Genomic DNA, 12481 nt, shown 5'->3' with positions numbered 1-12481 from the left:
GCGGGTACCTCGTCCGCGGGTCACCGCTTCGGCGACTCGGAACGGATGAGTGCTGGACGTTAAGGCCCACTCATTCTTCCATCATGGCCGACGGCATTCGAATACGCGAGCGAATGCCCATCCCAAGTGTCGCGGCAGCGACGCGCCGACGGAGCTGGGGCGGGAGGGCGCCGAAAAGGGTGCGCATCGCGGTGACGGTGCCGGTCAGGTCGGTTCGACCGGACAGGTAGGCGCGCTGCGCGGAGGTCGGCATGGCGAAGAAAGCGTCGAAGAAGACCGGGAGATCGGCGGGCGGCAACCCGAGCAATGCGCGCAGTCCCGCGGCGCGGAGCCGATACACGGCGCGGGCTGATGCGGGCCAGGCCGTCGCTCCCGCGGCAACCGCCTCGGCCGCGGTCAGGGAGGCCGCCACGCTGTAGCCGGTGGCCGGATGCGCGAAACCGCCTGCGGCGCCGAAAGTATGCCGTCCGGGCCGGCCGCCCTCGACCGGGAAGCGAACCCGCTCGACTCGTTCATCGCCGGTGAATTCGATTCCGCGCGAACGCAATCGGTGGTGCAATCGGTCGCGCAACACGGCTCCGTCGAGCGCGGGCCTGCCCGCCAGGCAGGTCTCCTCCAGCAGCATCGAGCCGCCGCCGAGCGGCACCGCGTAGAGAAACGACTGTGCTGCGTCGGCGGGTGCGCCGTTGTCCGTGCGCCAGTCCATGAACAACGGTTCGACGCCCGCGCAGTGCCGCGCGTCGAGAACAAGCCCGTAAGCCGTCTGCTCGGCAAATGCGGCAGATCGGGCAATGCCACGCGCATCGAACACCCGTCGAGCCGTCAGCAGCCGTCCAGAGGCCAGTACGACCGTGTTGGCGGTCAGCTCCACCGCACGATCCGCGACCACGTCGGCACCGGTCAGCTCGAGCGACGCCCGCAGCCGGTCCGCATCGAGCACGACGTAAGGCCGATCAATCCGGTGCGCGCGGGTTCCGCACGCCGTCGGCTGGTCGACCGTGGCCGCGATAGCCGCCGGATCCAGCCAGCCGGGGAGTTCGTCAGCCCATGCCGCGTAGGTAGCCGACCACCGCCGATCAGGAAGTGGATCGACAACGGTGACCGATAGTCCACGCACCAGGCAGCGACTCGCCAGTGCCCGGCCCGCGGGACCGAGACCACAGACGATGACCTCCGTCGTCATTGCGCGCCCACCGATATTCGCCATGGCGTTGCCGCGAGGCATCGCATGGCGGACAGCCTGCCGCCCCGGCTCACCGACCGCGTGCAACGGACCGCCGTCATCGCCGAATACGCAACGACCATCGGCGTTTCGGACGGTCAGAGACCGCCGGTGGACAGCAACCCGCCGTCCACGCGCACGGTCTCGCCGGTGATCCACGCGGCCTCGTCGGAGACCAAGAACCCGATCAGCCGCGCCACATCCTCGGGCGTCCCGAGCCGCTTCATCGGATAGCTGCTTGCCGCGCGCTCCTCGTCGTCGGAGTACAGCGCGTCGGCGAACTTCGTCTTGATCACGCCGGGCGCGACCGCGTTCACCCGGATCTTCGGTCCGAGCTGCCAGGCGAGTTCGTCGGTGAGCCGGATCAGCGCGGCCTTCGACGCGCCGTACGCGGCGATCACGCCGGACGAGCGGATTCCTGCGACGCTCGCGACATTGACCACCGCGCCACCGTGCTCGCCCATCCACGCCTTGAATGCCTGCTGGATGTAGCCGAGCGCCGCGACCACGTTGACATCGAAGATCTTGCGCACCGCGTCCAGGTCCGCGTCCATCAGCGAGCCGAACACCGGGTTGATGCCGGTGTTGTTGATCAAGATGTCCACCGAACCGAATTCGGCCATCAGCCGATCGATGGCCGCCGCACGATCCTCGGCATGACCCGAGTTGCCTGCCAACGCCACGACCTCGCCCTGATGACCGAGCGCTCGCAGCTCCGCGGCGGTCTCGTCCAGCGGATCCTGCTTACGGGCCGTGATCAGCACGTTCGCGCCACGACTCAACAACTCCGCCGCGACAGCTTTGCCGATGCCCCGGCTGGCCCCGGAGACCAACGCGCTCTTGCCCAGCAGATCGGTAGTCACGACTCCACCTCGCTGGCGCTCGGCTCCGCCGTAACTACCGGGGTAGCTGTGTTGATTCGTCGTTTGCAGCGCTCGCTCATGCATCGGCAGGCTACCCGCCGTTCAGTTAGCGCCGTCACATGTGCGTCGCCGTGGGTAAAAGCGGTCGCCGGACCCAGGTAAAATCAGTGGTTCTTGTGCATATCGCGTCGCACAATCGAGTAGCTACCGCCCAGCACCACTGATCCGCGAGGAGAAATCTGTGATCACCGCGACCGACCTGGAGGTCCGGGCCGGCGTCCGCACCCTGCTGTCGGCCCCCGGACCGGCCCTGCGGGTGCAGTCCGGCGACCGGATCGGACTGGTCGGACGCAACGGTGCTGGCAAGACCACCACGCTGCGCATCCTGGCGGGCGAGGGCGAGCCGTACGCCGGAAAGATTTTGCGCTCCAGCGATATCGGCTACCTGCCGCAGGATCCGCGCGAGGGCAACCTCGACATCCTCGCCCGCGACCGGGTGCTCTCCGCGCGCGGCCTGGACACGCTGATCCGCGACATGGAGAAGCAGCAGGCGCTGATGGCCGAGGTGGCCGACGAGGCCGAACGCGATAAGGCGGTCCGCAAGTACGGCCGCCTGGAGGAGCGTTTCTCGGCGCTCGGCGGGTATGTCGCCGAGAGCGACGCGGCGCGCATCTGCAACAGCCTCGGCCTGCCCGACCGGGTGCTCGCCCAGGCGCTGCGCACCCTGTCGGGTGGTCAGCGTCGTCGAATCGAGTTGGCGCGCATCCTGTTCGCCGCCTCCGACGGCAGCGGCGGGCGTTCCGACACCATCCTGCTGCTCGACGAGCCGACCAACCACCTCGACGCCGACTCGATCACCTGGCTGCGTGGTTTCCTGCAGAACCACGACGGCGGTCTGATCGTGATCAGCCACGACGTGGAACTGCTTGCCGACGTGGTGAACAAGGTCTGGTTCCTGGACGCGGTGCGCAGTGAGGCCGACGTCTACAACATGACCTGGCAGAAGTACCTGGACGCCCGTGCCACCGACGAACAACGCCGTCGCCGCGAACGAGCGAACGCCGAGAAGAAGGCGGGCGCGCTGCGCATCCAGGCGGCCAAGCTCGGTGCCAAGGCCACCAAAGCCACTGCGGCACAGAACATGGCCAAGCGCGCGGACCGGCTTATGGCCGAGCTGGACGACGTGCGCGTGGCCGACAAGGTGGCCAGGATCAAGTTCCCCGAGCCGGCCCCGTGCGGCAAAACCCCGCTGATGGCGGAGAACCTGACCAAGGTCTACGGCTCGCTGGAGATCTTCACCGGCGTCGACCTGGCGATCGACCGCGGCAGCCGGGTCGTCGTGCTCGGCCTCAACGGCGCGGGCAAGACCACGCTGCTGCGGATGCTGGCCGGGGTCGAGCAACCGACCGCGGGCAACCTGGTCCCCGGACACGGCCTGAAGGTCGGATATTTCGCGCAAGAACACGACACCCTCGACGATCAGGCCAGCGTGTGGGAGAACATCCGGCACGCCGCGCCGGACGCGGGGGAGCAGAGCCTGCGCAGCCTGCTCGGCGCGTTCATGTTCACCGGTCCCCAGTTGGAGCAGCCGGCCGGCACGTTGTCCGGTGGTGAGAAGACCCGTCTCGCACTGGCCGGTCTGGTTTCCTCGGCCGCGAACGTGTTGCTGCTCGACGAACCGACCAACAACCTCGATCCGGTGTCGCGCGAGCAAGTGCTCGATGCGCTGCGCACTTACGCGGGCGCGGTCGTGCTGGTCACGCACGATCCGGGCGCCGCGGAGGCGCTGTCGCCGGAGCGGGTGATCTTGCTACCGGACGGTTCGGAAGACCATTGGTCCGCCGAATATTTGGAACTTATTCAGCTTGCGTGACTTTCATCACAAGAATCCGTTGATCACGGACCCTCGAGTGCTTAGCCTGGAAAGAGCTGCTCGGCGACTCGGAGGAAGCCATGAGCGACAGGCCCACGCAAGTCAAAGCCACCCTGGGTAAGGGAACACGCGTCACGGGGAAGTCCCGAGACCGCCTACAGACCCAGTTGAAGAAGCAGTACGAGGCAGGGGCGAGCATCCGCTCGCTGGCGCGAGCAACCGGTCGCTCCTACGGCTTCATCCACAACGTACTGGTGGAGTCGCACGTGCAACTCCGCAGTCGCGGCGGTGCGAACCGTCGCAAGAGCCAGTAGCGTTCCGGAAACTCGAAACCGGTTTCGGCGGTATGTTTTTCGCCGACACCGGTGAGTTCGGCGGGTCGGGTGTCGTCTAGAGCCCGCCCAGGGACGCGCGCTGGATTCGCTGGCCAGCCGGCGACTGCCGTGCGGCCCAACCTGATCCGGTCGCGCGCGCCGGATGAGCCTCGGCTGCTGCCGTTTCCGGCTGCGGTTCGGGGTCGAGCGGCGCCGGTGTCCGAGATCGGGTGTGCCCCTGACGGACTCTCGTCAGTAGCCGCTGACCGCCCCGTCGCCATCGACGAGGAGATTGGCGAGGCTACGGAAAATGGGCAGCCCCGTCTTGATCTCCAGGTACGCGAACTGTCCCTGCGGGTTGACCTCGAGGAAGTAGTACTCGCCGTCGAGGCCGAGCCGAATGTCCAAGACGCCGAAGGACAATCCGAGCGCGCCCATCAGCGTCGCGAGCGACTTGCTCACCGACGCGGGCAGATGCTCGCGCACGAAGTCGACCGAGGTGTCGAGCCTGGAATCGACCCGGCCGACACCGGCCTGCGAATCGATGCGCACCGTCCACTCGACGCCGTCCACCCAAACCACCCGCAGATCGCATTCGGCGTCGACGTAATCCTGGAAGGTGGTCGGCGCGGAGCGGATCCCCGCCAGCCTGCCGTAGTCGGCCTCGGTGATAATCCTGGTCTCCGCGAACTCGGCGCGACTGGTCCCGGTGCGCTTGTAAACGACTGGGCCGGGCCGGGATTCGGCGAAGCTGCGGGCCTCGTCCGGATCGTTGGTGATCAGCGTCTCCGGTACCGCGAACCCGGCCCGCAACGCGGTCTCCAGCTGCACGATCTTGCGGGTCGCGGTGCGGTCGGCGCCGGGGTCGTTGATCCAGTTGGCCGGAATGGACCAGAGCATGCCCTGGATGAAGCTGTCGCATTCGGCCTGGCGGAAGTCGTCGTCGGCGGCGCGCACGCCACCGGGCACCTGGGCGGGATGCGGCCGCCGCCACCAGACCGAGCGCACGTCGTCGAGTCCGATCAGGTGCGAGAGCGAGCGCGCGGTGCCGAGCCGGTCCAGCCGGAAACTGCCCGACTCCCGGGGGAAGTCGCGCAGGTCGAGGTGAATCGCGTTGAGCGCGTGGTGTTCTCGCAGCGTCGCCGCCATCGCGGTGGCGTGTAGATCGTCGGATTCCGACACTATGAGGACCGAGCTCGCCCGGCGTGCCGTCATGCGTGCACCGCTCAGTCGAGACTGTCGCAGTTGATGCCGTCGTCGCTGGTCGCGAGCGACTTGGTCTGGCAGTAGGTAAAGGTCGCGCCGTGCGCGCCGGTGAGGTCGGCGAGTTGCAGGCGGTCGGCCCAGGTTTCGGTGAGCTGCCGCAACTGCTCGTCGCCGAGCGCCGCGGACGGTGCCTCGGTGAGAGTCATCGGCCGGTCGACGAGGTCGATGCGCAGGCGGCGGGTGAAGTCGGCGGTGGCACCCGCGCGGATATCCACCAGCACCGGACGACCGCCATGTTCCGGCGCGTCGGACCGGGTGGTGACTCCGTCGGGCACCCGCGAGACCCCGTCGGGCAGCGGCGAATCGAGCACGCGCAACACGTCGGACCGACAGAACGTCCACGTTCCCTCGGCGACCCGCACGGTGATATCGCGTTCCGACTCCGCTACCAGCAAACCCTGCAGCGGCGGAACGCGGTCACTCTTCGGCGCGGTGCCAGGAAGGCGGAGTGCGTCGGTCATAACTTGTTTCTCCGATCTGCTCGCGATTTGCCACGACCCCCGAGCGTGAACTGGATCATATCGCGCAGCTGGGTCGGATCGGATCGGATCGGGAGATTTCACGGCCGGTGGCAAACCGGATTTCGACGCAGGATGCGCTAGCGCCGAAAGATTTTCGGTACACCAGAAATAGTTCCTGCGCAACCGTTTAGCTATTTCCGAACGGAAAATTTGAGGGATGCGTTGCCGTGGGTTGACGGCTGTGCATCCGTACTTACCGCTTCACAGACCGAGCAGGTCCGGGCGCTCGGCCAGCGCCGCGAGGCGTTCGCCCGGTGCGGCGACGAGCTTGCGTGCGGTGAGATCGAGCAGGCCGGCGGTCGTCGATATCTCGGCGGCGACGGTGCCGTCGAGTTTGCGGATCTCGTGCCGGAATCGAAAGGTCTTACCGGTCGACCATTCGAAGTCGACCGAAACGGTGACTTCGTCGCCGCCGCGCAACTCCCGCAGGTACTTGATGGTGTTTTCGAGCACGACCGGGCCGATGCCGCTGGCGACGAGTTTGTCCTGCGGCGCGCCTACCGAACGGAGCAGTTCCCATCGGGCGTGTTCGGCGTATTGCAGATACACCGCCTGGTTCAGATGGCCTTGCGTGTCGAGCTCGTAACCACGAACGACGATCGGAACGGAAAAGGTCATATCCTGCGAACCTCCTGCGCGGCCGGAGTTGTTCCGACCTGCATCGACGGGTTGATCACAGTCGAATTGTGCAGCGTGCTCAGCGGCGGTTGGCGTTGCGCTCGGCCCACCAGTTCGGCGCGTCGACGAAGTGGTTGTCGAACTCCTCCTGCGCGGCCGCGAGGTCGGCCAGCGGCGATTCGCCCTTGGCGATGCGGTCGAGCAGCCGGAAGTATTCGAAGCGCTGCACGCCGGGCATGAGCGCGATCATGATTCGCGCGGAGCTGTCCGGCGTTGCGCCGAAGGCGTGCGGCATGAATTTCGGCACCACGATCGAGCCGCCGGTGCCGACGGTGACGATCTTGTCGCCGGCCAGCAGTTGCAGTTCGCCGTCGGCGACGTAGAACAGCTCGTCCGAGCTGGTGTGATAGTGCGGTGCCGCGCCGTCCGCCCCCTGCCGCATGGTGACCTCGAGCGTGCTCAGCGCACCGTCGGTGGCCTCGGCGTCGAGGAGCAGCCGCATGGTGACCGCGTCGGTGCCCAATGTCTCGGCGTTCTGCGACTGACGGATCGCGGCGTCCATGCGCGGGGTGGTGGTGCTCATGTTGCTCTCCAGGTAGTTCGGTGATTGATAATTCGCTACCGAACTATATATCGACGAATAGAATCCTGTCCATGGCTGAGACGCGACTGATTTCGCAAGCACATGGGTGACCCCACGACCCCGGCGTCCGCTCAACCGTCGGTCGGCGACGCGGGGGACGATCCCGTCGACGTGATCATCGGGCAGTGGCGGCGCGAACGACCCGACCTCGAACTGGAGGCCATGTCGATTCTCGGCCGCCTCGCCCGCCTGCTCATCGTCGGCCGGCGGACGGTCGAGGAGGTCTTCACCGCCCACGGATTGCAGCGCGGCGAGTTCGATGTGCTTGCGGCGCTGCGTCGTTCGGGTGAACCGTACGAGCTGAACCCGTCCGTGCTCGCCGACACGCTGATGCTGTCGCGCGCGGGCATGACCGGCCGTCTGGACCGGCTGGAGTCGGCCGGGCTGGTCCGGCGGATCGCCGACCCCACCGACCGCCGCGCCGTGCGCGTCGCACTGACCGCCGACGGCCGCGAGCTCATCGACCGAGTCGTCACCGCGCACGCCGACAATGAAACCCGCATGCTGGCAGTACTTTCCGCGGCAGACCGCAGCGAACTCGACCGCATCGCCCGCGTCCTCCTCGACAGCCTGGAGCCAGGGGAGTAGCGCTCCGAACGGGTCGTGGCAGGTCCGTTCGGAGGCGTGGGTTCGGTGAGCGGATCGAGTAGTTCGTTACTCGTGTGATGGGTGCGCAGCGGGCTTACCGTGGGGTTCTTCGCCGAAACCTCGGCGCGGTCGGCTAGGAGATCATCGATGATCGACATCATCACCCTCCGCGGCACCGGCGAGTCGCGGAACTCGAATGGGGCGCCCGCGGGAATGCTGCACGACGTCACGAAGCTGCTCGATACTGGACGATTCTCGTTCTTCGAGCCCAATTGGCCCGCCTCGGTCGGGCCGGACCCGGATGTCTGGGGCTCGTCGCTGGACACCTCGGTGCGGCTGGGTATCGCGGCGGGGGTCAAGGCGATCCAGGATTCGCCGAATGTCTGTGGGCTGCTGAGCTATTCGCTCGGCGGGATCTGCGCGAGCCACATTCTGGAGGGGGTGCGCACCGGCCAGTACAAGAACACCGACGGGTCGCCGCTGGAGATCGCGTTCGCGGTGAATATCGCCAACCCGTTGCGCAGGGCGGGGCAGTCGGTGGGGAATCTGTGCCCGCCGTCGACCTATGGCCTGCACGGTCAGCGCGGCGCCTGGCCCGCCGCGGTCGCCGTCCGTGAGTACGCCAATCCGGGCGACATCATCACCGCCGCACCCGCCGACTCGCCGCTCCGGTTCATCGACGTCGGCATCTCGCCGTTCTCCTTCCTCGAGGGTGCCCGCATCGGCAACCTCGGTCCGCTGATCTTCGCGGAGCTGCTCGACTGGTTGATGCACGATCCGATCGCGAACCTCGATCGATACGCCACGGCCATCCGCGGGCTCATCGGGTACCTCACCCCGTGGCCGGATGGTCAGCACGTGCTGTACTCCGGGCACAACATGCCGGGCACCGATCATCTGTGGACGACCGACGCGGCCGACTACATCAACGCGACGTTCTGAATCGGGTGGCTCGCCGCCACCTCTTGATGTCCCGCACCGCGAATCGCCTGCGATTTCAGTTGCCGCGAATCAGAAGTGTTGCGGCTCTGCATGTTCCGGGTGCGGCCGGGAGTTCAGTCCCGCCGACGCACCGAGGCTTCGACGAGATCCAGTACCGCGGTGAGGTTTTCGTTCGTATGCCCGGAGGCGATCCGCGCGATCAACCCGTCCAGCACCAGATCGAGGTAACCGAGCAACACATCGGTGGGCACGTCGTCACGCAACGCTCCCGCGGCCTTGCGCCGCTCCAACCGAGCCAATGTCGCGGCGGTCAGTTCCGCCGACCGCTGAGTCCACCCCGCGCGGAACTCGGGATCGGTGCGCAACCGCCGCGCGATCTCCAAACGTGTACCAAGCCAATTGAATTGCTCGGGATGGGCGAGCATGTCCCGCATCACCCCGACGATGCCCTGGTTGGCCGCGACGTCGGCCATCCGTTCGGCGTCCTCCTGCGCGAGCGCGAGGAACAGCGCGTCCTTGTCCCGGAAGTGGTGGAAGATGGCGCCGCGGGACAGCCCGATCTCTTCCTCGAGGCGTCGCACCGTCGCGCCCTCGTACCCGTATTCGGCAAAGCAGCGCCGCGCCCCGTCGAGAATCTGGCTGCGCCGGGCGGCGAGGTGATCGTCACTGACTTTGGGCATAGCGGGCGTGCTCCTCCAAGAGGTGCGAGAAGTCCGCGCACCGCGAAAACGCGGTGCGCGGACTCTCGACTAACGGCGTGTGTGTAATCAGCCGCGAATCATGTTGCGCAGCACGTACTGCAGGATGCCGCCGTTGCGGTAGTAATCGGCCTCACCGGGGGTGTCGATCCGGACCACGGCGTCGAAGGTGATCTTGTCACCGTTCTCCTTGGTGGCGGTGACCTTCAGGGTCTTCGGGGTGGTGCCCTCGTTGAGCTTGGTGATGCCCTCGATGTCGAAGGTCTCGGTGCCGTCCAGCTTCAGCGACGCGGCCGACTCGCCGGCCGGGAACTGCAGCGGAATGACGCCCATGCCAATGAGATTCGAGCGGTGGATGCGCTCGAAGGACTCGGTGATGACGGCCTTCACGCCGAGCAGCGAGGTGCCCTTGGCCGCCCAGTCACGCGAGGAACCCGAGCCGTACTCCTTGCCGCCCAGCACGACCAGCGGGATGCCCGCGGCCTGGTAGTTCTGCGAGGCGTCGTAGATGAAGGCCTGCGGGCCGCCATCCTGGGTGAAGTCGCGGGTGTAACCGCCCGAGACGTCGTCCAGCAGCTGGTTGCGCAGCCGGATGTTGGCGAAGGTGCCGCGGATCATCACCTCGTGGTTACCGCGCCGCGAGCCGTAGGAGTTGTAGTCCTTGCGCTCGACGCCGTGACCCTCGAGGTACTGCGCGGCCGGGGTACCGGCCTTGATGTTGCCCGCGGGGGAGATGTGGTCGGTGGTGACCGAATCGCCGAGCAGGGCGAGCACCCGGGCGCCGGAGATGTCGGTGACCGGCTCCGGATCCTGCGGCATGCCGTCGAAGTACGGAGGCTTGCGCACGTAGGTGGAGTCGGCGTCCCAGTCGAAGATCTTGCCCTCGGGGGTCTCCAGGCCGCGCCAGCGCTCGTCACCCTTGAACACGTCGGCGTAGGACTTGATGAACATGTCCTGGCTGATCGAGGTGCCGATGGTCTCCTCGATCTCCTTCGAGGAGGGCCAGATGTCCTTCAGGAAGACATCGTTGCCGTCGGCGTCCTGACCGAGCGCGTCGTGCTCGAAGTCGAAGTCCATCGTTCCGGCGAGCGCGTAGGCGATGACCAGCGGCGGCGAGGCCAGGTAGTTCATCTTCACGTCGGGGGAGATGCGGCCTTCGAAGTTGCGGTTGCCGGAGAGCACCGCGGTGACCGAGAGGTCGTTGTCGTTGATCGCCTTGGACACGGCCTCCGGCAGCGGGCCGGTGTTGCCGATGCAGGTGGCGCAGCCGTAGCCGACCAGGAAGAAGCCGAGCTTCTCCAGGTAGGGCCACAGGCCGGACTTGTTGTAGTAGTCGTTGACGACCTGCGAACCCGGCGCCATGGAGGTCTTCACCCACGGCTTGGAGGTCAGGCCCTTCTCGACGGCGTTGCGCGCGAGCAGCGCGGCGCCGAGCATGACCGACGGGTTGGAGGTGTTGGTGCAGGAGGTGATCGAGGCGACCACCACGGCGCCGTGGTCGAGCACGAAGTCGCCGTACTCCTCCGAGGACACCTTGACCGGCTTGCTCGGGCGGCCGACGGCACCGTTCGCGGCGGACGGGACCAGCACCGCGTCGTCGTCGGCGAAGGACAGCACGGCCGGATCGCTGGCTGGGAAGGACTCCTCGATGGCCTCGTCGAGGTGGGTGTGCGGGGTGGCGGCGGCGGGGCCGCTCTCCGCGTCGTTGGTGTAGTTGTGGATGTCCTTGCGGAACGCGGTCTTGGAGTCCGACAACAGGATTCGGTCCTGCGGACGCTTCGGGCCCGCGATGGACGGCACCACATCGCCGAGGTCGAGCTCCATGTACTCCGAGTACACCGGCTCGTGCTCGGGGTCGTGCCACATGCCCTGTTCCTTGGCGTACGCCTCGACCAGCGCGAGCTGCTCGTCGCTACGGCCGGTCAGGCGCAGGTAGTCGACAGTGACCTCATCGATCGGGAAGATCGCTGCGGTGGAACCGAATTCGGGGCTCATGTTGCCAAGGGTCGCGCGGTTCGCGAGGGGTACCTCGGCGACGCCCTTGCCGTAGAACTCGACGAACTTGCCGACGACGCCGTGCTTGCGCAGCATGTCGGTGACGGTGAGCACCACGTCGGTGGCGGTGACGCCGGGCTTGATCTCACCGGTCAGCTTGAAGCCGACGACGCGCGGGATCAGCATCGAGACGGGCTGGCCGAGCATGGCCGCTTCGGCCTCGATACCGCCGACGCCCCAACCCAATACGCCGAGGCCGTTGACCATCGTGGTGTGCGAGTCGGTGCCGACACAGGTGTCCGGGTAGGCCTGGCCGTTGCGGACCATGACCGTGCGGGCCAGGTGCTCGATGTTGACCTGGTGCACGATGCCGGTGCCAGGGGGGACGACCTTGAAGTCGTCGAACGCGCCCTGGCCCCAGCGCAGGAACTGGTAGCGCTCCCGGTTGCGGGAGTATTCGATGTCGACGTTGCGCTCGAGCGCGTCGGCGCGGCCGAACACGTCGATGATCACCGAGTGGTCGATGACCATCTCGGCGGGTGCCAGCGGGTTGACCTTGTCCGGGTCGCCGCCGAGGGCCTTGACGGCCTCACGCATGGTGGCGAGGTCGACGATGCAGGGCACGCCGGTGAAGTCCTGCATGATCACGCGGGCCGGGGTGAACTGGATCTCGATGCTCGGCTCGGCCGAGGCATCCCACTCGGCGATGGCGCGAATGTGATCGGCGGTGATGTTCGCGCCGTCCTCGGTGCGGAGCAGGTTCTCCGCGAGGACCTTGAGGGCGTAGGGGAGTTTCTTGGTGCCGGGCACGGCGGAGAGGCGGAAGATCTCGTAGGAGTTGCTTCCGACCTCGAGGGTGCCCTTGGCGCCGAAAGTATCGATACTTGTCGTCACGTCAGCTCCACTCGTCTGTGAGGGTTGGCCGTCGGCGGGGCTGC

General features: G+C 66.9%; 12 protein-coding genes. 4 read left to right on the top strand and 8 right to left on the bottom strand.

The window, feature by feature from the left end; all coding sequences use genetic code 11:
• Positions 1-70: 70 nt before the first annotated feature.
• Together ACIBCN_RS08815 and ACIBCN_RS08810 are read right to left on the bottom strand one after the other, a co-directional pair.
• Entirely contained in the window at positions 71-1183 is a 1113-nt protein-coding gene (locus ACIBCN_RS08815) for a lycopene cyclase family protein (protein ID WP_396990902.1), read from the bottom strand.
• Between the two features lie 137 nt (positions 1184-1320).
• Positions 1321-2085 (bottom strand): SDR family oxidoreductase, encoded by a 765-nt coding sequence (locus ACIBCN_RS08810; RefSeq protein WP_396990901.1) that lies wholly within the window; start codon positions 2083-2085, stop codon positions 1321-1323.
• Positions 2086-2326: 241 nt separating this feature from the next.
• On the opposite strand from ACIBCN_RS08810, the gene ACIBCN_RS08805 reads away from it, so the two are divergent.
• Complete coding sequence (locus ACIBCN_RS08805) at positions 2327-3958, top strand: ABC-F family ATP-binding cassette domain-containing protein (RefSeq protein WP_396990900.1); 1632 nt, start codon at positions 2327-2329, stop codon at positions 3956-3958.
• A gap of 80 nt (positions 3959-4038) precedes the next feature.
• Positions 4039-4272 (top strand): helix-turn-helix domain-containing protein, encoded by a 234-nt coding sequence (locus tag ACIBCN_RS08800; RefSeq protein WP_040736162.1) that lies wholly within the window; start codon positions 4039-4041, stop codon positions 4270-4272.
• 252 nt (positions 4273-4524) lie between these two features.
• Here the strand turns inward: ACIBCN_RS08800 and ACIBCN_RS08795 are convergent, their stop codons facing one another.
• The 4 genes from ACIBCN_RS08795 to ACIBCN_RS08780 form a co-directional block, all read right to left on the bottom strand.
• On the bottom strand, positions 4525-5487 hold the full coding sequence (locus ACIBCN_RS08795; RefSeq protein WP_396990899.1) for a hypothetical protein: 963 nt from the start codon (positions 5485-5487) through the stop codon (positions 4525-4527).
• Between the two features lie 11 nt (positions 5488-5498).
• Entirely contained in the window at positions 5499-5999 is a 501-nt protein-coding gene (locus tag ACIBCN_RS08790) for a hypothetical protein (RefSeq protein ID WP_396990898.1), read from the bottom strand.
• 261 nt (positions 6000-6260) lie between these two features.
• Positions 6261-6677, bottom strand: a complete 417-nt coding sequence (locus ACIBCN_RS08785; protein WP_396990897.1) for an acyl-CoA thioesterase — start codon at positions 6675-6677, stop codon at positions 6261-6263.
• Positions 6678-6756: 79 nt separating this feature from the next.
• A complete protein-coding gene (locus ACIBCN_RS08780; RefSeq protein WP_396990896.1) occupies positions 6757-7260 on the bottom strand; it encodes a cupin domain-containing protein in 504 nt (167 codons plus the stop codon).
• Between the two features lie 102 nt (positions 7261-7362).
• Between ACIBCN_RS08780 and ACIBCN_RS08775 the strand changes: the two genes are divergently transcribed.
• The gene (locus ACIBCN_RS08775) at positions 7363-7908 is read left to right on the top strand and encodes a MarR family winged helix-turn-helix transcriptional regulator (RefSeq protein WP_396990895.1); all 546 of its coding nucleotides are present in this window, start codon (positions 7363-7365) and stop codon (positions 7906-7908) included.
• A gap of 147 nt (positions 7909-8055) precedes the next feature.
• Entirely contained in the window at positions 8056-8850 is a 795-nt protein-coding gene (locus ACIBCN_RS08770) for a hypothetical protein (RefSeq protein WP_396990894.1), read from the top strand.
• A gap of 113 nt (positions 8851-8963) precedes the next feature.
• Here the strand turns inward: ACIBCN_RS08770 and ACIBCN_RS08765 are convergent, their stop codons facing one another.
• Together ACIBCN_RS08765 and ACIBCN_RS08760 are read right to left on the bottom strand one after the other, a co-directional pair.
• Positions 8964-9530, bottom strand: coding sequence for a TetR/AcrR family transcriptional regulator (locus tag ACIBCN_RS08765; protein WP_147132001.1), 567 nt, complete (start codon positions 9528-9530; stop codon positions 8964-8966).
• Positions 9531-9617: 87 nt separating this feature from the next.
• On the bottom strand, positions 9618-12437 hold the full coding sequence (locus ACIBCN_RS08760) for an aconitate hydratase (RefSeq protein WP_396990893.1): 2820 nt from the start codon (positions 12435-12437) through the stop codon (positions 9618-9620).
• Positions 12438-12481: the final 44 nt, after the last annotated feature.

The sequence above is a fragment of the Nocardia sp. NPDC051052 genome (assembly GCF_044456045.1).
GTDB lineage: Bacteria > Actinomycetota > Actinomycetes > Mycobacteriales > Mycobacteriaceae > Nocardia.
The sequence above is the reverse complement of the archived record's forward strand: the minus strand, read 5'-3'. Positions and strand labels throughout refer to the sequence as shown.

Bases quoted from the DNA above. Each gene is read 5' to 3' on its own strand.
- ACIBCN_RS08815 (WP_396990902.1), bottom strand. From the start codon at position 1,183: ATGACGACGGAGGTCATCGTCTGTGGTCTCGGTCCCGCGGGCCGGGCA.
- ACIBCN_RS08800 (WP_040736162.1), top strand. From the start codon at position 4,039: ATGAGCGACAGGCCCACGCAAGTCAAAGCCACCCTGGGTAAGGGAACA.
- ACIBCN_RS08795 (WP_396990899.1), bottom strand. From the start codon at position 5,487: ATGACGGCACGCCGGGCGAGCTCGGTCCTCATAGTGTCGGAATCCGAC.
- ACIBCN_RS08790 (WP_396990898.1), bottom strand. From the start codon at position 5,999: ATGACCGACGCACTCCGCCTTCCTGGCACCGCGCCGAAGAGTGACCGC.
- ACIBCN_RS08785 (WP_396990897.1), bottom strand. From the start codon at position 6,677: ATGACCTTTTCCGTTCCGATCGTCGTTCGTGGTTACGAGCTCGACACG.
- ACIBCN_RS08780 (WP_396990896.1), bottom strand. From the start codon at position 7,260: ATGAGCACCACCACCCCGCGCATGGACGCCGCGATCCGTCAGTCGCAG.
- ACIBCN_RS08775 (WP_396990895.1), top strand. From the start codon at position 7,363: ATGGGTGACCCCACGACCCCGGCGTCCGCTCAACCGTCGGTCGGCGAC.
- ACIBCN_RS08770 (WP_396990894.1), top strand. From the start codon at position 8,056: ATGATCGACATCATCACCCTCCGCGGCACCGGCGAGTCGCGGAACTCG.
- ACIBCN_RS08765 (WP_147132001.1), bottom strand. From the start codon at position 9,530: ATGCCCAAAGTCAGTGACGATCACCTCGCCGCCCGGCGCAGCCAGATT.